20 protein-coding genes and 1 pseudogene are annotated in these 24538 nt (G+C 33.0%); 13 read left to right on the top strand and 8 right to left on the bottom strand.

Features of this window, described 5'->3' with window-relative positions; genetic code table 11:
* Nucleotides 1-5 precede the first annotated feature (5 nt).
* Nucleotides 6-719, top strand: a complete 714-nt coding sequence (locus tag MHM83_RS07005) for a hypothetical protein (protein WP_239178984.1) — start codon at nucleotides 6-8, stop codon at nucleotides 717-719.
* Between the two features lie 196 nt (nucleotides 720-915).
* Nucleotides 916-3324, top strand: a complete 2409-nt coding sequence (locus MHM83_RS07000; protein WP_239178983.1) for a hypothetical protein — start codon at nucleotides 916-918, stop codon at nucleotides 3322-3324.
* Between the two features lie 262 nt (nucleotides 3325-3586).
* Here MHM83_RS07000 and MHM83_RS06995 read toward each other — a convergent pair whose 3' ends face one another.
* Entirely contained in the window at nucleotides 3587-3928 is a 342-nt protein-coding gene (locus MHM83_RS06995) for a tRNA-binding protein (RefSeq protein WP_239178981.1), read from the bottom strand.
* Nucleotides 3929-4011: 83 nt separating this feature from the next.
* Nucleotides 4012-5085, bottom strand: coding sequence for a methylmalonyl Co-A mutase-associated GTPase MeaB (gene meaB, locus MHM83_RS06990; protein WP_239178979.1), 1074 nt, complete (start codon nucleotides 5083-5085; stop codon nucleotides 4012-4014).
* Between the two features lie 100 nt (nucleotides 5086-5185).
* On the opposite strand from meaB, the gene MHM83_RS06985 reads away from it, so the two are divergent.
* From MHM83_RS06985 to lgt, 6 genes are all read left to right on the top strand, one after another.
* The gene (locus MHM83_RS06985) at nucleotides 5186-5734 is read left to right on the top strand and encodes an RNA polymerase sigma factor (protein WP_159490061.1); all 549 of its coding nucleotides are present in this window, start codon (nucleotides 5186-5188) and stop codon (nucleotides 5732-5734) included.
* Nucleotides 5727-6293, top strand: coding sequence for a hypothetical protein (locus MHM83_RS06980; RefSeq protein WP_159613013.1), 567 nt, complete (start codon nucleotides 5727-5729; stop codon nucleotides 6291-6293). Before MHM83_RS06985 ends, MHM83_RS06980 begins: the two co-directional genes overlap by 8 nt.
* Entirely contained in the window at nucleotides 6274-7731 is a 1458-nt protein-coding gene (locus MHM83_RS06975) for a hypothetical protein (protein WP_239178977.1), read from the top strand. The genes MHM83_RS06980 and MHM83_RS06975 overlap by 20 nt, the downstream gene beginning before the upstream one ends.
* Before the next feature lie 108 nt (nucleotides 7732-7839).
* Complete coding sequence (gene cysS, locus MHM83_RS06970) at nucleotides 7840-9321, top strand: cysteine--tRNA ligase (protein ID WP_239178975.1); 1482 nt, start codon at nucleotides 7840-7842, stop codon at nucleotides 9319-9321.
* Complete coding sequence (gene yidD / locus MHM83_RS06965; protein WP_073181389.1) at nucleotides 9322-9558, top strand: membrane protein insertion efficiency factor YidD; 237 nt, start codon at nucleotides 9322-9324, stop codon at nucleotides 9556-9558.
* An 84-nt stretch (nucleotides 9559-9642) separates the two neighbouring features.
* Nucleotides 9643-10503, top strand: coding sequence for a prolipoprotein diacylglyceryl transferase (gene lgt, locus MHM83_RS06960; protein WP_159613009.1), 861 nt, complete (start codon nucleotides 9643-9645; stop codon nucleotides 10501-10503).
* Nucleotides 10504-10561: 58 nt separating this feature from the next.
* Here lgt and MHM83_RS06955 read toward each other — a convergent pair whose 3' ends face one another.
* Together MHM83_RS06955 and rlmH are read right to left on the bottom strand one after the other, a co-directional pair.
* Nucleotides 10562-11428 carry a hypothetical protein gene (locus tag MHM83_RS06955; RefSeq protein WP_239178973.1) on the bottom strand — a complete coding sequence of 289 codons (867 nt, stop codon included), beginning with the start codon at nucleotides 11426-11428 and terminating at the stop codon, nucleotides 10562-10564.
* A 168-nt stretch (nucleotides 11429-11596) separates the two neighbouring features.
* The gene (gene rlmH, locus MHM83_RS06950) at nucleotides 11597-12070 is read right to left on the bottom strand and encodes a 23S rRNA (pseudouridine(1915)-N(3))-methyltransferase RlmH (protein WP_159490073.1); all 474 of its coding nucleotides are present in this window, start codon (nucleotides 12068-12070) and stop codon (nucleotides 11597-11599) included.
* Nucleotides 12071-12121: 51 nt separating this feature from the next.
* On the opposite strand from rlmH, the pseudogene MHM83_RS06945 reads away from it, so the two are divergent.
* Nucleotides 12122-12229 (top strand): annotated as a pseudogene (locus MHM83_RS06945) (IS110 family transposase); the annotation flags it as partial.
* 50 nt (nucleotides 12230-12279) lie between these two features.
* Here MHM83_RS06945 and MHM83_RS06940 read toward each other — a convergent pair.
* Together MHM83_RS06940 and MHM83_RS06935 are read right to left on the bottom strand one after the other, a co-directional pair.
* A complete protein-coding gene (locus tag MHM83_RS06940) occupies nucleotides 12280-12906 on the bottom strand; it encodes a DUF4468 domain-containing protein (RefSeq protein WP_239178971.1) in 627 nt (208 codons plus the stop codon).
* Between the two features lie 152 nt (nucleotides 12907-13058).
* The gene (locus MHM83_RS06935) at nucleotides 13059-13538 is read right to left on the bottom strand and encodes an SHOCT domain-containing protein (RefSeq protein ID WP_239178969.1); all 480 of its coding nucleotides are present in this window, start codon (nucleotides 13536-13538) and stop codon (nucleotides 13059-13061) included.
* Between the two features lie 1088 nt (nucleotides 13539-14626).
* Here MHM83_RS06935 and MHM83_RS06930 point away from each other — a divergent pair.
* The gene (locus MHM83_RS06930) at nucleotides 14627-16258 is read left to right on the top strand and encodes an ABC-F family ATP-binding cassette domain-containing protein (RefSeq protein WP_073181369.1); all 1632 of its coding nucleotides are present in this window, start codon (nucleotides 14627-14629) and stop codon (nucleotides 16256-16258) included.
* A gap of 316 nt (nucleotides 16259-16574) precedes the next feature.
* On the opposite strand, the gene MHM83_RS06925 is transcribed toward MHM83_RS06930, so the two are convergent.
* Nucleotides 16575-17444, bottom strand: a complete 870-nt coding sequence (locus MHM83_RS06925; RefSeq protein ID WP_239178967.1) for a M90 family metallopeptidase — start codon at nucleotides 17442-17444, stop codon at nucleotides 16575-16577.
* Between the two features lie 842 nt (nucleotides 17445-18286).
* Between MHM83_RS06925 and MHM83_RS06920 the strand changes: the two genes are divergently transcribed.
* Nucleotides 18287-18574: a hypothetical protein gene (locus tag MHM83_RS06920; RefSeq protein ID WP_047789357.1), complete on the top strand. Its 288-nt coding sequence runs from the start codon at nucleotides 18287-18289 to the stop codon at nucleotides 18572-18574.
* A gap of 50 nt (nucleotides 18575-18624) precedes the next feature.
* On the opposite strand, the gene gcvP is transcribed toward MHM83_RS06920, so the two are convergent.
* Entirely contained in the window at nucleotides 18625-21480 is a 2856-nt protein-coding gene (gcvP, locus tag MHM83_RS06915; protein WP_239178965.1) for an aminomethyl-transferring glycine dehydrogenase, read from the bottom strand.
* 131 nt (nucleotides 21481-21611) lie between these two features.
* Between gcvP and MHM83_RS06910 the strand changes: the two genes are divergently transcribed.
* Together MHM83_RS06910 and serA are read left to right on the top strand one after the other, a co-directional pair.
* Nucleotides 21612-22421: a hypothetical protein gene (locus MHM83_RS06910; RefSeq protein WP_239178963.1), complete on the top strand. Its 810-nt coding sequence runs from the start codon at nucleotides 21612-21614 to the stop codon at nucleotides 22419-22421.
* Between the two features lie 169 nt (nucleotides 22422-22590).
* Nucleotides 22591-24483, top strand: a complete 1893-nt coding sequence (gene serA, locus MHM83_RS06905) for a phosphoglycerate dehydrogenase (protein ID WP_239178961.1) — start codon at nucleotides 22591-22593, stop codon at nucleotides 24481-24483.
* Nucleotides 24484-24538: the final 55 nt, after the last annotated feature.

The raw sequence follows: 24538 nt of genomic DNA, 5'->3' as shown, positions 1-24538 counted from the left end.
ATCTTATGAAAGTATTTGAAATAAGTTTAAATGATAATATACATAATGAATGGAATATTGTTTTAAGTCAAAATGTGGATAAAATGTATGACTTGATTAGAAAAATAGAAAATGATGAAGAGATATCTATTAATAAAGATGAGAGAATTCAAATGCATTTAATTAATATTGAAACTAACAAGAAAGATAGAGTTGAGATACCTTATGAATCAGATATTTTATATTGGTCTAACGATATTACTTTAGGTGCATATTCTCCCTATAAAGGTATTATTATAAGTAAAAACTTAAAAAATATTTTATCAAAATATAATTTACCGCCACACTTTTTATACCCTATAGAGATAGTAAATACCGAAACCCTAGAAATTAATGATGATTATTACTTGTTCTATTCTATAGATAAAATGATTGACTTAACGTTGTTTAATGAGTCCGAATATACATATTTTAAGAGAAGAAAAGAAATAAGAAAAAGTATAGGAGACTTTGATAGTTATGAAGATTTTGATAAGGAATATGATAGAGTATTTGATAAGGAAAGTATCAAAATAAAAATAACAAAGAGAGTTATTTCTACTGATTATGATTTAATTCCGAGTTCTCTAAACTATTTATGTGTAAAAGAAAATTTTTTAGTAGAAAAAGAAAATTTAAAAGGAGTTGTTTTTAAATGTGTAGAAAATATTGTAGTTAAAAAAGATGTTGATGAGCTGTAAAAAAAATGAAGAAATGCTTATCCCCGTTAGCGCGAGCATCCTGCTCGTGACGGCATGAGTAAGAATAGATAAGGAAAGAGTAAAAAATAGAGTTGATATAGCAGGAAGCTATTAATGAATTGTGTAGCCAGTCTAATTATAGGAGGAGTGAACTGATTGGAGTAAAGAGAATATTTGAATAGAAGAAAAAGAAGTATTGAAAAGGGGGAAACAGTACATATTAGTAAGCTTACTATGTTTAGTAAGTAGTATAAGTTTAGCGCAAAATTTAGATATAGAATCCATTACAAAATCTACTAAGGTTAAAGTAAGTGGTAATGTCAATGCCAATATGGTGTATTACAATGCAAATACCCGTAATGCACGTATTCCGTTTACGTATTTTTTACAAGGAACAGTGAATGTAAGTTGGTTAAGTTTTAATATCCCTTTTACCTATGGTTTTTCTAATCAAGGAGATAATTTTGACTACCAACTGCCTTTTAAGTTTAATAGGTTGAGCTTACACCCAAAATACAAATGGATACAAGCGCATATAGGAGATGTTACCATGAATTTTTCTCCTTATACCTTAAACGGACATCAATTTACAGGTGGAGGTATTGAATTAACTCCTAACAAACCAATAAAGTTCAGTGCCATGTATGGTCGTCTATTAAAAGCAACAGAAGACGATGGTAATCCACAAACCTTACCAGCATTTAAACGTACAGGATATGGAGCAAGAGTAGCTTGGGAAAAGCCAAATTATAAGTTCGGACTAATAGGTTTTTATGCAAAAGATGCAGAAAATTCTATAGCAGCAATACCAGAAGAAAGAAATATAAAACCTAAAGAAAACTTAGTAATAAGTCTTACAGGAGAAACTACCATTGCTAAAAAGTATACAATAAGGGCAGAATATGCCTCAACAGCCATTACACAAGATACAAGAGCAGATAAAAGTAGTAATACCTCTAACAATTTAGCAGGGTTTTTGTTTAACAATCGTACATCAACCGAATATTACAATGCGATTAAAGCAGATTTAGATGTAAAATTAGGACAAATGAAAGTTGGTTTGGGCTATGAACGTATTGATCCTAATTATGAAACCTTAGGAGCTTATTATTTTAATAATGATTTTGAGAATATCACATTAAATATGGCTCGATCATTATTTAAAAATAAGTTGAACTTATCGTTTAATATAGGATACCAAAGGGATAATTTAAATAATCAAAAAGCACAATCTACAGGGAGAAATATAGGGAGCGTTAATGCAACGTATCAGATGACAGATGCAATTACTTTATCAGGAATGTATTCTAACTTCACCACGTTTACGAACAAAAGTTTAAATCAGTTTGATGATATTAACGACAACGATTTAACCGATGAAGAACAAGAAGCATTAAATTTTAAACAATTGTCACAAAATGCCAATATAAACTTGAATTGGATGTTGGCTAAAAAGAAAAATGTTACACAGAATGTTAATTTAAACTATTCATTAGCATCTTCAGCAAATAAAGAGAATGGTATTATTAGAATTGGTCAAGCGAATAATTTTCACAACGGAAATGTAGTTTATACATTAGGATTTCCTGAAAAAGCGCTAACAATTTCGCCTTCACTTAACTACAATTATAGCGATATCGGTAGAGATGATAGCAAAGCATACGGAGCGTCTTTAAATATGAATAAATTATTTTTTAAAAACATATTAAATACCACTCTAGGAGCTTCGTATAATAGTAATGTAAACAAAGAAATTACAAGTAATGTTTTAAATTTTAGGGCAAGTGCTTCTACAACTATTGCACAAAACCATAATTTAAATTTAAATGCAATACAGTTATTCAGAGAAGCTACACAGCAAGAAAAACTAAGTGAATTAACTGTGACTTTTGGGTATAGTTATAGCTTCGGATTGAAAAAACCAAAATTCAAATTTGGAAAAAGAGAAAGAAACAAAAAAGTAAAAGAATTTTCATTCTCGTATAAAGAGCATACTTTTAGTGGAGAACACTCTAAAATTACCTTAGAGATTAAACAGTTATTAAATGATCCTGTTTTTGCAAGTATAAAAAGTATAGAAAAAGTAAGAAATGATTTAAATTTATTAGAAACAGATGTTGTAAATAATGAAGATGTAAGTAATAAGCATTACAAGAAAGCAGCAATAAATTACTTAGACTATTTATACAAGCACAAAGATTTTATAGATACCTATCATAAACTAGCATTTAAAAGTTTAAAGAAGCTTTACGACCAAGCAGTCTTACTAGATGAAGAAGTTAAAGCTAGTTATAATCGTTTACTGCACTTGATGAAACAGGAAGCGAAAAGAGGAAACTTCATATCTAAAAGTGATAAAAAAGACTTACAGACTAGAAAAATAAAAATGGAGGCGCATCAATGGATGCAGTCAGAATTACAAAAGTTAACATATCAGGACGTTGTGGCTAATAATGGAATCCTCAATGAGTTTAAAAATAATCATATATCAACTATTTTTAAAATGATAGAAGAAAAGAAAACAGAAGAGCAAATTGAAGACTTTTTAGCTTTAGAATTTGCTAAATTCTATCATAAAAAAAGTATTAAGAAACCGCAAAGGTAATTTTTTATTTGGTGAGCTTAGTTAAGCTAGATATATGGTGATGCATTCTTTTAAGAAAAAGAAGCTAATCAAAGAAAGAACTATCCCTGTTATACCAATGAATAATTTTGAGCTAGTATTTTTGGATTTTCCAATTATAAGTTCCTTAGTATTTTTATTGTACAAAAAAATTATTTTATGTCTTGTTAATTTAAGTTCTAATGTCCTTAAATCAGCTTCAGTTAAAATCATTTATAAGAATAATAAGTGAAATTTAGATATGCTACGCAATCTTTGTCCCGTTTTTAACAGTACGTTCAGTAGTTAACAAAGTAACCTCTTTATCATCACCTAAACCACCTAATACAAGGCATTCACTCATCATATTAGCAATTTGTTTTTTAGGAAAGTTTACCACAGCAATCACTTGTTTTCCTATCAAATCTTCAGGCTTATACAGTTTAGTGATTTGTGCTGAGGTTTTTTTAATTCCGTAATCACCAAAATCAACCTGCATTTTATAGGCAGGATTTTTAACCTCTTTAAAAACCTCGGCAGAAATGATCGTACCAATACGCATTTCTACCTTTGTAAAGTCATTCCAAGTGAGGGTGTTATCTTCCATATGTCTGTAAATTATACCAGTTAGGTATTTATAGTTGTTTAAAAAATAAAATTTTATTAAGTGCCCATTATGAGCTCCATAATTTAGTTGTTTTCTAGCAATCGTTTTGCTGCAGTAAACGGTGTCGTTTTCCCATTTTCTAGTTTTGCAATTTCCTGCTGCAATAATTCTTTAATTTTTGGATTGTTATAAAAATTACTTTTTAATTGCTGATTAATGGTTTCTAACAACCAATAATTATTTTGATCATCTCTTTTCTGTTGAAAGTAGCCTGATTTTTTCACTAAACTCATGTACTCTTCAATCATAGCATAGATAGCATCAATTCCTTGATGATGCAATGCACTAGCTAATAAAACTTTAGGTTGCCAATCACTTTCCTTAGCCGGATATAAGTGTAAAGCTCTGTTAAATTCTACTTTCGCTAGTTTAGCATTTTTTTCATTACCGCTATCTGCTTTGTTAATCACAATCGCATCCGCCATTTCAATAATTCCACGTTTAATACCTTGTAATTCGTCACCAGCACCTGCCAATTTCAATAATAAAAAGAAATCAGTCATAGAATGTACAGCCGTTTCTGATTGTCCAACACCTACTGTTTCAATAATAATAGTATCAAAACCAGCTGCTTCACATAAAATAATACTTTCACGTGTTTTTTGAGCAACACCACCTAACGAAGTTCCAGAAGGAGAAGGGCGGATAAAAGCATTTTCATCAGTTACTAATTCCTCCATACGTGTTTTATCACCTAAAATACTTCCTTTATTAACAGAGCTACTCGGATCCACCGCCAAAACAGCTACTTTCTTACCTAAAGAAGTTAAATGTTTACCAAAAGCCTCAATAAATGTACTTTTTCCTACACCTGGAACACCTGTAATTCCAATTCTAACCGATTTATTGGCATGCGGTAAACAAGCTTCTAAAATTTCATTGGCTTGTTGTTGGTGTTTTGGATTCGTACTTTCCACTAACGTAATAGCTCTACTTAAAAAAGGAATATTACCAGCAACTATTTGAGTAACAAATTCTTCAGTTGAGGTAGTTTTTCTTCTGTTACGTTTTATTTTTTCTGCAGATGATTTACTGGTGGTTTCAGGCTGAGAAACCCCGTATTTTTCAGAGAGTGCAGATGTGTCTTTGTCGGTCATTATGTAGGTAAAACAAAATAATAACGTAAATTTAGAAATAAAAATGCAGGAAAATGCAACGCGGTAGAAAAAGTCTCGTATTTAGGGTAAGAAATCAAGAATGAAATCAACCAAACAGTTACATCAATCGGTAATAGATGCCTGTAAAAATAATGATGCAAAAGCACAAATGCAATTGTATGATTTGTATTGTGATGCCATGTATACAGTGGCGTTACGGTATGTAAAAGATTCTTTTATAGCGGAAGATGTAATGCAAGAAGCATTTGTAAAAGCATTTAAAAATATTGATTCATATAAAGAAGGAGTAGCGTTTGGTGCTTGGTTAAAAAGAATCGTTATCAATCAAAGTATTGATTATTTAAAGAAGAGAAAATTAGAACTGGTTTCTATTAACGAAGAGATTACCACAGTAGCAGATGATGATAATTGGAATGTAGCCGCTACGATATCGTATCAAGATATTGTAAACTGCATTCAGCAATTAAAAGAAAAGTATAGAGTTGTGTTGACCCTGTTTTTATTAGAAGGGTATGATCACGGAGAAATTTCACAAATATTAGGAATTTCGGAAGTGAGTTCAAGAACACACTTATTAAGAGGAAAAAGACAAGTGCAAGAACAATTAAAAGCAGTACACCATGTCTAAAGATATTAGAGAAATACTAAAAAACAATGTTGAAAACACGGAGAGGTTATCAACAAATCACAGACAGCGTTTTCAACAAAAGTTGATGGATGAATTGCACCAAAAGCCATTAACAAAGAAATCATATCAATGGATGTATATAGCAGCATCCATTGTGTTGTTGGTGAGTTTGGGAATTCAGTTTTATCCAACTAATACTGTAAATCCAATAATAACTGAGCTTCCAAAAGAAACTCAAAATCAAATTAGTTTAGGAACCATATCTCCTGAGTTAAAAACGGTGGAAGATTACTATGTAAATACCATTAATTACGAACTAAGTCAGTTAGAATTAACTGAAGATAATAAAGAACTTTTTGATGGTTATTTAATTAAAATAGGAGAATTAACCAAAGAATATAAATCGTTAACCGAAGAGCTCAATACAAAAGGAATTAATGATGATACTATCAATGCATTGATTGGAAACCTGCAATTACGTTTACAGCTGTTAAAACGTATGCAAAAACAATTACAAGAATTTAAAAATCCAACTCAAAATGACATTCAAACAATTTAAAATCAGTGTTTTTTTACTGTTAGTAACTGGCGTTGTATCTGCACAGAAATACGATAAAAAGTTTAGTGAAAATTTTAAAACAAGTAAAGACGTAGTAGTTAATATCAATGCATCTAATGCAGATGTAGATGTAACTACATGGAATAAAAATGAAGTTTCAGTAGAAGCAGTTGTAGAAGTTGAAGGGCTAGATAAAAAAGAAGCTCAAAAATATTTAGACAACTGGAAATTTGAAGCCTTAGGGAATAAAAGTAAGGTACAAATTAATGCCAATAGAAATAGTTTTAGAATAGGAAGAGACAATATTGTATTCTTCAATTCATCAGACAATAATTACCCAAGAGTATTTGAGTATGATACAGAAAGTGAGGTTGTAGTAATACCAGAAATACCAGAGGTAAGTATCCCGGAAATGCCTGAGATGCCAGAAATGCCTGAAATTGAAATTCCAGAAATTAATTTTGAAAAGTTATTTCAAGATGTGGATTTTGATGTAGAGGAAATGTTTGAAAATGAAGAGCTTGTCAGGTTTAAGTGGAAAGATGGCAAACATAATGTAAATATAACCTCAAAAGAAGAATGGGAGGAATTTAAGAAAACGGAAGCATATAAAGAATATCTTAAGAATAATAAAAATTCTAAAACAAAGATGTTTTTCTCAAAAAACCATCAAGTTCTCAATGAAAAAAAATTAAGAGACGAACTAAAAAGAGTTAAAAGTGAGCTTAAAAAAATTGACAGAGAAAAAATTCAAAAACAATTAGCAAAAGTGAAAGTGGAAATGCATAAGGTAAGAGAAGAAATGAAAAAAAATCACAGGAATTATTCTTTTTCTTCTGGCAGTAATAATCTTATGATTAATGGAAAAAAAGTAAAAATCACAAAGAAGATTACAATAAAAGTTCCAAAATCGGCAACGTTTGACTTGAATACACGACACTGTAAAGTAAAACTACCAAAAACTAAAGCTTCAGGAAAGGTTAGTTATGGAACTTTTAAAGCTGACGCACTTGACGGTGGAAAATTAAATATTTCATTTTCACCAGTAAACATAAATTCATTAAACGCTTGTACGTTGTTCTTAAATAATGTAACCGATGCTCAATTAGCATCGGTTACCAATACAACCGTAAACTCTAATTCATCAGGATTGGTAGTAAACAATGTTTATAGCAATGTTGAAGTAAATAATAAGTTTGGAAATTTAACCATAACCAAAGTACACCCTAGTCATGATAATTTAAAAGTACTTTTAAGTTATTCAGATGCTGGGGTTGATTTAGCAGGGATAAACAAAAAATTCGATATTCAGAGTAATAAGGTTAAGAAACTAAAAGATGGAAGTGTAGAATATAATGGAGAGTTTATTTTGATTTCAAACGATAAGAAAATAGAAATAGACGGTAAATACAGCCAATTAAAAGTTAAAAACCAATAAGAAATACAAACAAAATTACTTTTTATTTCTACAAAATTGCTGCCAAATTCTTTTTCTATATTCTTTATAAAGTGCCTATATTAGCGATTGCAAATAGTCATTTTTACTATGGAATTATACAAAGAAAATCAACTTAAAATATATAACTCTTTAACCAAATCAAAAGAGCTTTTTAAACCAGTAACAGAAGGACGCGTAGGAATGTATGTATGTGGTCCTACAGTATATAGCAACGCCCATTTAGGAAACGTACGAACTTTTATGTTTTTTGATGTGGTGTATCGTTATTTATTACACTTAGGTTATAAGGTGCGTTATGTACGTAATATTACCGATGCTGGTCACTTAGAAAACGATGCAGATGAAGGAGAAGACAGAATAGCAAAAAAAGCACGATTAGAGGAGATTGAACCGATGGAAGTAGTGCAACGTTATACAGTTGATTTCCATAATGTATTAAACAACTATAATTTTTTACCACCAAGTATAGAGCCTACAGCAACAGGTCATATTGTAGAGCAGATTGAAATGATTAAAGAAATCATGGAAAAAGGTTTTGCTTATGAAGTAAACGGTTCGGTGTATTTCGATGTGTTAAAATATAATGAAACAGGTAACTACGGAATCCTTTCTGGTAGAAAATTTGAAGACGCTATTCACAATACAAGAGCGTTAGACGGACAGTCTGATAAAAGAAATCCGCAAGACTTTGCACTTTGGAAAAAAGCCGACGATCGTCATATCATGCGTTGGCCTTCACCTTGGAGTGATGGTTTTCCAGGTTGGCATTTAGAATGTTCAGTGATGAGTACAAAGTACTTAGGCGAACAGTTTGATATTCATGGTGGAGGAATGGATTTAAAATTCCCGCATCATGAGTGTGAAATTGCACAATCGCAAACCTGCAGTGGTGTTAAACCAGTAAATTACTGGATGCACACCAATATGTTATTGTTGAACAGTCAAAAAATGGCAAAGTCAACAGGGAACTTTATTTTACCAAATGAAATTTTAACGGGAGAAAATAACATTTTAGGAAAACCGTTTTCTGCAAGTGTGGTTCGTTTTTTCAATATGCAAGCGAACTATAGAAGCATTTTAGACTTTTCTGGAGAAGCGTTAGAAGCTGCTGAAAAAGGACATGCAAAGTTGATGGAAGCTGTAGATTTCTTGGATAAAATAGAAGCAGGTAGTTCTTCTTCATTTGATGTTGAAAAATGGAGACAAGATTGCTACGATGCTATGAATGATGATTTTAATACGCCAATTTTAATAGCACATTTATTTGAAGCAGTAAAAGTTATCAATCAAATAAAAGAAGGAAAGGCAAGTTTAACTACCGATGACTTAGACGTGTTTAAAAATACAATCAACGCGTTTGTTTTTGATGTATTAGGATTAATGAATGAAACTTCAGAAGGAAATAATTCAGACAAACTAAGTGGTGTCGTTGAAATGTTAATTAGCATGCGTAAAGAAGCACGTGAGAATAAAGATTGGGCATTGTCTGATGAAATTCGTGATAGATTACTGGAATTAGGTATTCAATTAAAAGACGGTAGAGAAGGAACAACGTTTACAGTTAACTAATTGAAAAAAATACTAACATATCCGTTTATATTACTAGTTCGATTTTATCAAACAGCCATATCTCCGTTTACACCAGCAACATGTAGATATTCACCAACGTGTTCAAGCTACACAATTGAAGCGTTGCAAAAACATGGGTTGTTTTATGGCGGTTGGTTGGCATTGAAAAGAATTTTCAGTTGCCACCCTTGGGGAGGAAGCGGTTACGATCCTGTTCCAGAGAAAAAAGAAAAATAACAGTCATTTTATACCGTTGAGTAACCTTAGAAACAAATAAACTCAATAGCGTTTTGGATTGACATAAAAACTAAATTAAAGTAGATGAATTTTTTATCCATAGTGTGGGATTGGAACCCAGAAATAATAAATTTAGGAGGTTTTGGTATTCGTTGGTACAGTTTAATGTTTGTAGCAGCGTTTATTTTAGGACTTCGATTAATGAAAAAGATTTACATCAACGATAACATTGCTGTTGAAAAACTAGATCCGTTATTTATGTACGTATTCGTTTCTATGTTGATAGGAATGCGTTTAGGAGATGTATTCTTTTACAGTTGGGATTATTACCAAAATCATTTACTAGAAATCATATTACCATTTAAAAAGCAAGAAGGAGCTTCGGCTTTATTCGGATTGTTAGATGGATGGAAATTTACAGGGTTTACAGGGTTTGCAAGTCACGGAGCAGCAATAGCAATTCCAATAGCCATGTACTTTTACGCAAAGAAACACTTACAAAAACCATGGTTGTTTATTTTAGATAGATTAGGAATTATGGTAGCCTTGGCAGGATTTTTCATCCGTTTTGGAAACTTTTTTAATTCTGAAATTTATGGAAAACCAACAGGAAGCAGCTTTGGTGTCATCTTTAAAAGAGCAGGAGAGACGGTACCACGTCACCCAACCCAATTATACGAAGCACTAAGTTATTTAGTTTTGTTTTTTGCATTATGGCATTTCTATTGGAAAACAGATAAGAAAAACCAAACAGGATTTTTATTTGGACTGTTTATGGTTGTGTTATGGACGTTACGTTTTGTAATAGAGTTCTTAAAAGAGGCACAAGTAGAAGGAAGAGAAGATTGGGTATTCAATACATTAAACACAGGTCAGGTGTTAAGTATTCCACTAGTGTTAATCGGTTTTTGGTTAATGTTTAGAAAAACTAAAGCAACAACATAAAAACAATAAAAAAACTCCAAGGTTATTCTTGGAGTTTTTTGTTTATGAGAAAAAAGTTTTAAGCTTTTATTTTTGCTAACTCTTGCTTTTTAGCATTAATTTCATTTTCAATTTTTAACAAGCGATTTTCAATCTTACTGATAATAGCTTGTTTTCTTTCAATACTTTCTTTAGAAGTAGAAGCATCTTGCTTAGCCTCTTCTAATTTAGATTTCATTTTAGCTAAACCTTCCTTACCACTAATTAAAATTTCTTCGTTAATGCTAATATCATCTTCAAGGTCACTTATTAACGTGTTTTTCTCTTTACTAATGTTTTGCTCCTTAGCTTTAATTTGGTTACTTAATTGCTTCAATTTTTCTTCCTCTAAACGTAAAGCCTCTTGTTCTTTTAAATAAGCAAGCTCTCTGGCTTTTCTTTCTTCGTCTAACTTCTTACGGGCCTCTTCAAGTTTTTGTTTTTGTAAAAGAACTTCTTTCTGTTCGTCACTTATATTATCTTCATATACCACAAGACCAGTACTTACAGTAGTAGTTTTAGCTTCCTCTTTTTCCTCAGCTCTCTTAGCTTCTTCTTTTTTAAGTTTTCTAGCTAACTTTCTTTCAAGAGACGCTAAGTCTTTTTTATGTAAATCAATTTGATTATTTAACTTGCTTAACCTTTGTTGCATATTAGCAACAATTTTTTCTTTTCTTTCTATCTCTTGTTTTGTAGCCTTTTTACTTGTTTTAAAACGCTCTAAATTTCCTTTTACACGTTTTAAAGCACCAACGCCACTAACTAAAATTTCTTCATTAGCGCTAATTTGATTTTTCTTGTTTTTTACTTGAGCTTTTAAAGTTTTAATGTCATCTTGAGCATTTACTTGTTGGCAAGTAAACGTTAAGAATAAAGTTAAAGAGACTAGGAATCTTAGTGTTTTCATTTTAATTTTATGGTATTAAGTTTTTGTTTTTTTCGGGGCGCAAAAGTATGGCTAAATGCGAAAAAAAAATAACTTTTCATCATGTTTTTTATCATGTTTTTCAGGATACTAAAAACATAATGTTTTGACTCACATAAAATTTGATATGAATAAATAGCTTAACAACACTTATTCGTGATGATAAGGCTCGTTACGAAGAATGGTAAACCCACGATAAATTTGTTCGACAATAAATAAACGAATCATTTGATGAGAAAACGTCATTTTAGAGAGTGATAACTTTCCTTGTGCTTTTTTATATACAGCCTCAGAAAAACCATACGGACCTCCAATTACCAGTACCAGTTGCTTAATACCAGAGTTCATTTTCTTTTGTAAGTATTGTGAAAACTCTACAGAAGTATACTGTTTCCCTTTATCGTCTAATAAAACTAACTGATCTGTAGGTTGCAGTTTAGACAGAATTAACTCTCCTTCTTTTTCTTTTTGTTGCGCCTCGCTTAGGTTTTTAACGTTTTTAATATCTGGAATAATCTCCAACTCAAACTTTACGTAATGTTTTAAGCGGTTTTGGTATTCGTCAATTAATTGCTGCAACTGTTTATTGTCAGTTTTGCCTATGGCGAGTAGTTTTATTTTCATATGGCAAAATTACGAATGTTTGACAAATTTTATAGAGATAGCTTTTAGGTTAAAAAACTAGCTTTAATAGCGGTATGTAATAAGCTACTAAAACAAGCTTTAATAATAGTAAAAAGTTATTCGCCTTATGACGTAAATTATAAAAGCACGTTGGTTTAAAAAAGTATAAAATGTATTTGTTTTTTACCTCAGTTCTTTGTTGTAAAATGTTACCACTTTTCTTTCTCTACTTCCGTTTTTAAAAATTCAAGAAGACTAATATCAATCTTCTCTAGATAGTTTTTTATTTGATGAATTATTTGTTTCCCATATTTCATTTGCTCTTTATAGGTTTCAATTATATCTTTCTCATCTTTTAATTTTTTTATGATTTTTTTCTTGTAGGAGCCATTATAATTGTCAGCATATTTAATTCTATAGTTTCTGTAATCATTAAAACTCATAAAGTAGAATAGGATGGAGATTCTTGGGTCGTTGTCGTCTAAAAATAAATCAGTTGTCTCTAATTTATAGCGTCCTTCTTTAAATTTTATATCTAACGAGTATTTTATTTTTCTAGGAACAAAAACTGTAGTATTATTAGATGTGTATTCAGCTCCTACTTTAAATTCTCCTTTTATAAATATATTATCATCATTGTTTATTTTAGTAACATGCTCTGGGTTATTGAAATTGTTAACTACCCATTTGTATGCAGCGTTTTTTAATTTTCTTTTATTTAAATCAATCTCTTGTGTTCTCAATAATGATATTTCTCCTTTTATTGAGTCAACTTTCACTTGTGAATTAATCTTTAGGCAAGAGAATATAATTAAAATGATCAGTTTCGTTTTCATAATCTAATATTTTACAACGTGTTTGTGTATGATTTCGTTGCGTGTTTGAACAACTAATTTAGCAAATACAAATCGAATAGAAAACAGTGAGGATTTTCGTAAGTAGGCGAGTACTAGCAATAAATTATACACGGTGTTGTAACACGTTTTTATCAGTCTTTTTGTTCCAATATTTTCTTTTTTTCAGCGTCATATTCCTCTTGGGTCAAAACTCCATCGTCAAGCAATTTTTTCAGTTTAGCTAACTGGTCATACTTATCTGGTTTTGATTCAGCAACTTCTTTTTTGTCATTACAAATTTCAATTTCGCACGACTTTATTGCGTTTTCAATATCAATAGTGTAATTCGTAATATTTCCACCACCAACTGTGAAATAAACACCTTTATATCTTTTATAGTTATACTTCTTGATTTTTTTCAGCGTAACAATTAGTCCAGAGTTGGCAGCTCCAAGTCGGTTCGATTCTGCATTAGTCGACATTCCCCATCCTCCAATGTTTACATAAACAAATTTTCCGTTTGTGTCAGAGCCCTGTCCAAGTTTAAATTCATCTCCAACTTTGTAGGTTACTCCGTTGGAAGCTGTATATTCTTTTAGCTTTTCAACTTTTTTTTGTGCTTTAACTTGCATTGAATTCAAAGTCAGAATTGCAATAATCAGAAGTGTAGTTTTTTTCATTTCGTTATGTTTAATTAGTGTTCCGTTTTTCGTTGCATAAATGTGTTACAACTCGTTATATACCAAACTTTAGTTGTTTTATCCCGGTAAAAACATGGGGTATCATAAAGCAGAGCAATTTTCACATGTTATCAAATATATCAAAATCAATACCTTATCTAAAATAAAGTTATTAACGAATTACTGTTTTTTGTTAATTAATAATCCAATTCCTACGAACCTAAAAAAAGACAAGCACATATTCTTACGGAATCCCGTAATAAAAGTTGTTTTAGCTATCATAAAAGCTTGCACGGGTCGCTGATATCACGGCATGCTCCGCAGACACCGCGGCACGGGTCGCTGATATCACGGCGTGCTCCGAAGACACCGCGGCACGGGTCGCTAATATCACGGCATGCTCCGAAGACACCACGGCATGCTCCGCAGACACTACGGCACGGGTCGCTGATATCACGGCATGCTCCGTTGACACCGCGGCATGGGTCGCTGATATCACGGCGTGCTCCGAAGACACCGCGGCATGGGTCGCTGATATCACGGCATGCTCCGAAGGCACCACGGCATGGGTCGCTGATATCACGGTATGCTCCGAAGATACCACGGCACGGGTCGCTAATACTACGGCAATAGATAAATTAATAACACACGTAAAAAAGCTGACAGCGTTGCAAGCCGTAGCCTCAAATCCCAACAGATTTCATAAAAGCTTTCGGAGAAAACATTAAAAGAGCTTAAGAAAAAGCTATCAATCAATACTTAAAAGTAGAATTTTGTTAGTTGTAGTATGAGTAAGCAGGTGTATATATTATAGTATTGGTTTTTACCATTAAAGATCACTAGAAAGCGTCATCCCGATTGAAAAGAGGGAGCTCATTAAAGTGAGTAACTCTTATTGTTGAGATGTCTCATCATCCATACTTCATGCTATCGACATGACACCCTATTGATTTTAGTTAATTTATAAAACTCAGGTTATACCAAAATTTTATCAAAGGTATACACCATTTTTGCTAATTTCGCCGCTTAAAATTATTTGTATGATTACGGTAGATCAATTAACGGTTGAGTTTAGTGGTAACACCTTGTTTAGCGATGTTTCGTTTGTAATAAACGAAAACGATAAAATTGCCTTAATGGGTAAAAATGGGGCAGGAAAATCCACTATGATGAAAATTATAGCAGGAGTTTCTAAACCAACTAAAGGAGGCGTTCGCAGCCCGAAAGATACCGTAATCGCTTACTTACCTCAGCATTTGTTAATGGAAGACAACTGCACGGTAAAAGAAGAAGCATCCAAAGCGTTTGCATCTATTTTTGCTATGAAAGCCGAAATGGACGACCTCAACAAACAATTAGAAACCCGTACCGATTACGAATCGGATGATTATATGAAAATCATCGAGCGTGTATCAGATTTAGGAGAGAAGTACTACGCGTTAGAAGAAATAAACTACGAAGCAGAAGTAGAAAAAGCTTTAAAAGGATTAGGATTTAAACAAGAAGATTTTGAAAGAGCAACCTCAGAGTTTAGTGGAGGTTGGCGTATGCGTATTGAGTTGGCGAAAATCTTACTGCAAAAACCCGATTTAATTTTGTTAGATGAGCCTACCAACCACGTAGATATCGAATCGGTAATTTGGTTAGAAAACTTCTTATTAAACAAAGCCAAGGCGGTAGTAGTAATTTCGCACGATAAAGCGTTTATTGATAACATTACCAACCGAACCATTGAGGTAACGATGGGAACCATTCACGATTACAAAGCGAATTATTCGCACTATTTAGAGTTACGTAAAGAGCGTCGTGCACATCAGTTAAAAGCCTACCAAGAACAACAAAAGTTTATTGCCGATACCAAAGCGTTTATCGAGCGTTTTAAAGGAACCTATTCAAAAACGAATCAAGTAGCTTCACGTGAACGAATGTTAGAAAAATTAGTTCCTGTAGAGATAGATGAGGTAGATACTTCAGCTTTAAAACTGCGTTTTCCACCATCACCACGTTCGGGAGATTATCCTGTAAAAGTGGAAGGATTGACGAAGCAATACGGAGACTTAACCGTATTTAAAGATGCAAGTTTCTCTATAGCTCGTGGAGAAAAGGTGTCGTTTGTAGGAAGAAACGGAGAAGGAAAATCGACCATGATTAAAGCAATTATGGGAGAAATTGATTTTGAAGGAGAATGTGGTTTAGGGCACAACGCTAAAGTAGGATACTTTGCACAGAATCAAGCATCATTGTTAGACCCTGAATTAACAATTTTCCAAACCGTAGATGAGGTTGCCGAAGGAGACATCCGAACGCAAATCAAAAATATATTAGGACGTTTTATGTTCTCGGGAGATGATTTAGAAAAGAAAGTAAAAGTACTTTCTGGAGGAGAGAAAACCCGTTTAGCAATGGTAAAGTTGTTGTTAGAGCCGGTAAACGTATTGATATTAGATGAACCTACAAACCACTTAGATTTAAAATCAAAAGAGGTAATCAAAGAAGCCTTATTACACTTCGACGGAACGTTGATTTTAGTATCACACGACCGTGATTTCTTACAAGGACTATCTCAAAAAGTATTTGAGTTTAAAGACCAACGTGTTATAGAACATTTTGAAACCATTGATGCGTTTTTAGAGCGTAATAATATCAAAGCGTTAAAGGAGATTGACCTGTAAAAAACGTCATTGCGAGTGGAACGAAGCAATCTGTATATCGTGTATTGAAAAAAAGATAGCCACGTCATTACGATTCCTCGCTATGACGATTAATAAGTGTCATTCCGAACGGATGTGAGAAATCGTAAGGTTCAGCGGAGCTAAATCTCATGAGATGAGTAACTCCCATTGTTGAGATTTCTCGTCGCTCATAAAATCGCTCTGTCGAAATGACGTCTAAGTTATCGTCATTGCGAGTGGAACGAAGCAATCTGTTAGTCGATGGAGAGATTACTTCAGTCGTACCTCCTTCGTAATGACGAGTAGAGAAGACGGTTTAGTTCACTCCACAACACTTTTTATACTTCACTCCACTATCACAAGGACAAGGATCGTTTCTGGAAATATCAAGACGTTTTAAATGCAGGTTCATGTCGTCCATATCTTGTTTAAAGATTTGCTCTAGCAATGCATAAAGCTCAGGATGTTTTCTAGCTAATAACTTCGGACGCTCAAAAAAGTATTCACTAGCTACCGAGAAAAACTCCGCTTTGTTAGTCCCACCATACGGATTGATATCAGAAGCGTCGTTATATATTTCTTCAATCTTTTTGTTGATTAAGTCTACCCACGGAATACTGTATTGCTTTTCTAATAATACATGTGGTACTCCGTCAATATTACCATCTAGTTTATCAATTAAATGTACAAACTCATGGATGGCAGTATTCTTTTTATCAGTTTCATTTTCAAAACCTAGATGTAAAGCAGGTTTCGATAAAACCATTTTTCCTTCTAAATATCCGTTACCTACCATTCCTAAAATTCTTCGGTTGTCTCCTTCGGTTTCAAAATGCTCGTTAAACATAGTAGGATATAAAATGATTTCTTTGATGTTAGGATAGCGCCATTCAGGAAAATTAAAAATAGGAATTACAGCACTAGAAGCTATCAGAAGTTTGTCCGTAATCGTAACTGTAACATCAACACCAATAACTTCATGATTTAACAGGAATTCAAAAACTTTGAATTCAAACAATTCTTTTTCATCAGGAGTGAGTGCGTTGTAAAAAGCGACTTTTTTAGTTAAAATAACTTTCCATTTGTTTGGAAAAGGAGTTGTAGGTTGTTTCCACTTTGGTGTTGAGGTGCTTTTTTTGAATACAAGAAAAATACCTACGAGTATAATTATAGATAAATAAGTCATTAAAATAGCGTTGAGACTACTAGTAATTTTTTTCAAATATATAAAAATAGGGGAGAGTACAAGCGTCATTGCTAATGGAATGAAGCAATCTGTATATCGTGTACCGAGTAAAAGATAGCCACGTCGTTCATTTCGACTTCGCTCAATGAGCCTCCTCGCTATGACGTTTAGGTATGGTCATTCCAATTAACTTAACGTCATTCCAAACGGATGTGAGGAATCTCATGAAGAGAGTAACTTCTATTCTTAAGATCTCTCACATTCCGCGTTGCTTCAGTTCGAGATGACGGTATGTTTCGTCATTGCGAGTAGAACGAAGCAATCTGCTAGTTGATGGAGAGATTACTTCAGTCGTACCTCCTTCGAAATGACATATTATTACAATTAACTTAACGTCATTCCAAACGGATGTGAGGAATCTCATGAAGAGAGTAACTTCTATTCTTAAGATCTCTCACATTCCGCGCTGCTTCAGTTCGAGATGACGGTATGTTTCGTCATTGCGAGTAGAATGAAGCAATCTGCTAGTTGATGGAGAGATTACTTCAGTCGTAACCTCCTTCGTAATGACGTTTTATTTATAGTTATTGTGAGGGAAACGAAACAATCTTCTTTAGTAATAATATTTAAGTTTCTGTTTTTGAGTGTTTTGTAGTTTAGCATTGGTTTTATTGAGTGTTTGTTAAAAATCAATTCCTTATTTTGTGTAAATGTTAAATTTTATATTGTTTTGTTGTATTGTTTGTAAATTAAGTTCGAAATGTATACATTGGCAATGAGATTTTAGTTCTATAACTTAAATCTTAATTTTATAAAGTAGTAACCTTAAATTCCCCAATAATATGACTACAAAAACAGGTTTTATAACTGTAGCAAAAGAACAGATCAAGTTCTTGAAATTTCCAAAAGAAGAGGTGTTAAACAAAAAGAAAGCAATAGTAAATCGTATTTTAGATTTACAGAGGGCTTTGTCTTTAGGAAATTTAGAAAGAGAAAAGGTAAAAATATTTTTTATGGATGTGGATGGTTTAAAGAGAGTAGAAACAACCGTTTGGGGTATTACTGATGCCTCGGTAATTTTAAAAGAATCTACTATTATTCCATTAGAAAGAATTGTAAGAGTTGCATAAATAAAAAAGACCTCGAAATTTCGAGGTCTTTTTTATAGGTGTTATATTTATTAAGCTTCTGCTTCCATATAATCTTCAATAGGATTACAAGAACAAATTAAGTTACGGTCACCAAAAGCATCGTCTACACGACGTACAGAAGGCCAAAACTTATTGTCTGCAATATACTCTAAAGGAAATGCTGCTTGTTTACGTGAATATGGTAAGTCCCATTCATCAGCAGTTAACATTTCTTGCGTATGTGGTGCATTTTTAAGCGGATTGTTAGGATTTTCCTTACTCGCTTCAGCAATCTCTTTTCTAATAGAGATTAACGCATCACAAAAACGGTCTAATTCAGCCACACCTTCCGATTCGGTAGGCTCTACCATAATTGTTCCCGCTACAGGGAAAGATACCGTAGGCGCGTGGAATCCGTAGTCCATTAAACGTTTCGCAATATCAGTAACTTCAATTCCGTTTTGTTTAAACTCACGACAGTCTAAAATCATTTCGTGAGCAGCACGGTTCATTTCACCTGTATATAAAGTATTATAATGTCCGTTTAAACGCTCTTTAATATAGTTTGCGTTTAAAATAGCATTCTTAGTAGAGTTTGTTAACCCGTCAGCACCTAACATAGTAATGTATCCGTAAGAAATTAAACATACTAATGCAGAACCCCAAGGAGCTGCTGAAATAGCCGTAATGGCATTATCACCACCAGTAGCTACTACTGGGTTAGTAGGTAAATAAGGAACTAATTGTGGAGCCACACAAATTGGTCCAACACCTGGTCCACCACCACCGTGAGGAATCGCAAATGTTTTGTGCAAGTTTAAGTGACAAACATCGGCACCAATGGTTGCAGGATTTGTTAATCCTACCTGTGCGTTCATGTTTGCACCATCCATATATACTTGTCCACCATTATCGTGAATAATTTGCGTAATTTCTTTAATAGCCTTTTCAAATACTCCGTGAGTAGAAGGGTAGGTTACCATTAAAGCAGCTAAATTATCAGCGTGTTTTTCAGCTTTAGCACGTAAATCTTCTACATCGATGTTTCCTCTTTCATCAGTTTTGGTAACCACCACTTTCATACCCGCCATAACAGCAGATGCAGGGTTCGTTCCGTGAGCTGATGCTGGAATTAAACAGATGTTTCTGTTGGTGTCTCCATTTGCTTCGTGATAGGCTCTAATAGTCATTAATCCAGCAAATTCACCTTGCGCACCTGAGTTAGGTTGTAAAGAAGTACCTGCAAAACCAGTAATTACATTTAATTGGTTTTCAAGGTTACTTAACATGATTTGATACCCTTCTGCTTGATTTAATGGTACAAATGGGTGAATATTTCCCCATTGAGGATTACTCAACGGTAACATTTCAGAAGCAGCATTTAACTTCATGGTACAAGAACCTAAAGAAATCATTGAGTGATTTAATGCTAAATCTTTACGCTCTAATTTTTTAATATAACGCATCATGTCAGTTTCTGATTGATACGTGTTGAATATGTCGTTATCTAAGAAAGAAGTCGCTCTCTTTACGTCTGCTGGAATTACATCAGCTGTTGCAAATTCAGTAACTAAAATATCTTTGATATTGAATGCTTGTTCAAAACAATCAACAATTTCGTTGATTTCTTTTAAGCCTACTGTTTCGTTTACAGAGATTGAAACATGTTCTGCATCGATATAGTTAAAGTTGATTCCGTTTGCTTCTGCTACTGGGCGTAACTTGTCAGCTTCAACTTCAACTAAAATAGTATCGAAATAAGCGCTGTTTTTTTGTTTGAAACCTAAATCGTTTAACGCTTTTGCTAAGGTTGTAGTACTTGTGTGTACGCGATCTGCAATGTATTGTAAACCATCTTTTCCGTGGTATACAGCGTACATACCAGCCATAACTGCTAATAATACCTGTGCAGTACAAATGTTTGAAGTTGCTTTTTCACGTTTAATGTGTTGCTCACGTGTTTGTAATGCCATACGTAACGCACGACCACCGTCAACATCTTTTGTAACTCCAATAATACGACCAGGTATACTACGCTTGTAAGCTTCTTTAGTAGCAAAATATCCAGCGTGAGGTCCTCCATATCCTAAAGGAATACCAAAACGTTGTGTAGTACCTACTACAACGTCAGCACCAAATTCAGCAGGAGCTTTTAACTTTACTAATGATAAAATATCAGCAGCAACAGCTACTTTAATGTTATTTTCGTTACAATTAGCAACGAAATCGGTATAATCATATACTTGTCCGTGCTTACCAGGATATTGTACAATAGCTCCAAAGAATTTTTCTGAAAAATCAAATTCTTCGTGGTTACCAACAACTAATTCAATTCCGATAGGAATAGCACGTGTTTGTAATACTGATAGGGTTTGTGGTAAAATTTCTTCTGAAACAAAGAACTTGTTTACGTTAGCTTTCTTTTGTGCTCTTTCACGAACATCAAATAATAAAGCCATAGCTTCAGCAGCAGCAGTACTTTCGTCTAATAACGAAGCATTAGCTAACTCCATTCCTGTTAAATCACAAATCATAGTTTGGTAATTTAACAAGGCTTCTAAACGTCCTTGTGCTATTTCAGCTTGGTAAGGGGTATACGCAGTATACCATCCTGGGTTTTCTAAAATATTACGTTGGATAACACTAGGTAAAATAGCTTCGTGATATCCTAAACCTATATAGCTTTTAAAAACTTTGTTTTTTGCACCTAATTCGTTAATGTGATTTAGGTACTCGTATTCGCTCATTGCCGGGGCTAAATCAAGCTCTTTTTGTAAACGAATATCGTCGGGAATAGTTTCATAAATCAATTGGTCTAAACTCTCAATGCCAATTGTTTGAAGCATTTGATCCTGATCTTTAACACGAGGACCTATATGCCTAAGTTGAAATGAATTTGTGTTCATTATTGTGTTGTTGTTTTTCGTGCCTCAAAAATAGTGAAATTGGTTGATTTGATACTACATATTTTTTTGTTAAAAACAATATTTTATTAACCAAAACAGCTGGTTATAAACAGAAAAGTTATTTTTGTTAGATGAACCTTTTTAAAAAAATATTCGATTTTTATATAAATTCTAGTATTCATGTAGCCTTAGCGGTGATTTCTTTGTTTAGAATCACGGAATTATACTTTGGTTTTTCGTATGATGAATCACTCGGTTTTTTTGTGTTTTTTGCCACAATTACTGGGTATAATTTTGTTAAATATGCAGGAGTAGCGAAACTCCATCATCGAAGTTTGACTAAAAACTTGCAAATCATTCAAATATTTTCGTTGATTTGTTTCTTGCTAATGTGTTATTATGCATGGTTACTACCTTTAAAAACTTTATTGTTTTTCGTGCCTTTAGGGGTTTTAACTTTTTTATATGCAGTACCTTTTTTAAGTGGATTCCAAAAAAACTTACGAAGTATTGGCTATTTAAAAATAATAGTAGTGGCCTTGGTATGGGCAGTAACTACGGTGTTATTGCCAATATATGCTAGTGAAATTTCTTTCACAACTGAGGTGTACTTGTGTGTAATACAGCGTTTTTTGTTGGTAATAATATTAATCCTTCCTTTTGATATTAGAGATGTGCAATACGATGCTATTTCTTTACAAACAATTCCTAAAAAAATAGGTTTAGAAAACACTAAAAAGTTTGGGGTTGTTTTGCTTGGGGTGTGTTTGGTGTTGGAGTTTATGATTAGTCCGAATACTCAATACCGTACAGCTTTTTTATTGGTGTTTTCCGTATTGTTAATTTTATTGATGAGAGCAAGAGTAAATCAGTCTAAATACTACAGTTCTTTTGGGGTTGAGGCAATTCCCATTTTTTGGTTGTTATTTTTGTTAGTTTAAGATTGAAGCTTTTAGCAGGTATTGAAACTTGAAAAGTAATAGCTTGTAAGCAGCGTGTTTTTTATAGTTAAAAACTGAAACTTAAGGGTTTTGTAATATGTGTTTTTAAGAAAACCTTTGTACATTCGTTGGCTTAACAACACAACAACAAAAACACAAATTAAGTAACATGAATTTAGTAAAACGAAATTTCGTTTTCGATTTCGATAGCACACTTACGAGTGTCGAAGCATTAGATGTTTTAGCCGAAATCACCTTAAATGGGAGTCCGAAAAAAGAAGAGGTTATTCAAGAGGTAATCCATATCACTAATCAAGGAGTTGATGGAGATATTTCTTTTACTGAGTCCTTAGAAAAACGTATTCAGTTATTAAGTGCAAAAAAGTCTGATTTACCTTTATTAATAGAGAAGTTAAAGCAAAAAGTATCTCCTTCTATAGAGAGAAATAAAGAGTTTTTTGAAAGTTTTTCTGATGATATTTATGTGATTTCAGCAGGCTTTAAAGAATTTATCGACCCAATCGTTGCCGAGTATAACATTCCGTCGGAAAGAGTATTCGCAAATACTTTTGAGTTTGACAAAGATGGAGTTATTGTTGGATTTGATACCCAAAATCCATTATCTAAGCACAACGGAAAGATAGATTGTTTAAAATCCTTAAATTTAGAAGGTGAAGTACAAGTAATTGGAGATGGCTATAGTGATGCTGTAACTAAAGAAGCTGGTGTTGCTGATACTTTTTTTGCTTATACAGAAAATGTGTCGAGAGATAAGACAATCGCAAATGCCGACCATATTACCCCAAATTTAGATGAATTTTTATACGTTAATAAATTGCCTAGAAACCTATCATACCCAAAGAACAGAATTAAAATATTATTATTAGAAAACGTGCACCCTGATGCTTTTACAAAGTTAACAGGTGATGGATTTTCTGTAGAAACTGTTTCAAGAAGTTTATCGGAAGATGAATTGATTGAAAAATTAAAAGATGTTCATGTGTTAGGAATCCGTTCTAAAACACAAGTAACTCGTAAAGTAATTGAAGCTGCTGAAAAATTAATGGTGGTTTCTGCTTTTTGTATTGGAACGAAGCAAATCGATTTAGAAGCATGTAAAGAAAATGGAGTAGTAGTTTTTAATGCACCATATAGTAACACTCGTTCGGTAGTAGAATTAGCAATTGGAGAAATCATTATGTTGATGCGTAGTGTGTTTCAAAGAAGTACAGAAATTCACAACGGCCAATGGAATAAAACAGCACAAGGATCAAGAGAGGTGCGTGGTAAAAAACTAGGAATTGTTGGATACGGAAACATAGGAAAACAATTATCTGTATTGGCAGAAGCTTTGGGAATGGACGTGTACTATTATGATGTTGAAGATAAATTAGCTTTAGGGAACGCAACAAGATTAGATACATTAAAAGAATTGTTGAATATTTCTGATGTGGTAACCTTGCATGTAGATGATAATTCAGCAAACAAAAACTACATAGGGAAGGAGGAGTTAGCTGAAATGAAAGATGGAGCGCATTTGGTAAACCTTTCTCGCGGATTTGTAGTAGATATCGAAGCATTGGTAGATGCGTTGAAATCTGGTAAGCTTGCAGGTGCTGCTGTAGATGTGTATCCTGAAGAACCAAGAAAAAATGGTGAGTTTTATACTGAGTTAAAAGGCTTAGATAATGTGATTTTAACTCCACATGTGGGAGGTAGTACAGAAGAAGCTCAAAAAGATATTGCTGATTTTGTTCCTAACAAAATTATGGCGTATATCAATTCAGGGAATACGGTTGATGCGGTTAATTTCCCAAATATTCGTTTACCTAAGCATAAAAATGCACATCGTTTTTTACATATTCATAAAAATGTACCTGGAATAATGGCAAAGATTAATAAGGTATTAGCAAAATATGAATTGAATATTACAGGACAATATCTTTCTACAGATGAAAAAGTAGGATATGTAATTACTGATGTTGATAAAGAATATAATCAAGAAGTGATAACAAAGCTTAAAAAAGTTGAAGGAACAATTAAATTTAGAGTATTGTATTAAAAACGTATTCTATGTAATTTTTACTATTCGAGGTTTGCAGTAAAATGTAGACCTT

The sequence above is a fragment of the Tenacibaculum sp. Mcav3-52 genome (genome assembly GCF_022347665.1).
Lineage (GTDB): Bacteria > Bacteroidota > Bacteroidia > Flavobacteriales > Flavobacteriaceae > Polaribacter > Polaribacter mesophilus.
Note: the sequence above shows the minus strand (reverse complement) of the source record. Positions and strands in the feature narration are given on the sequence as shown.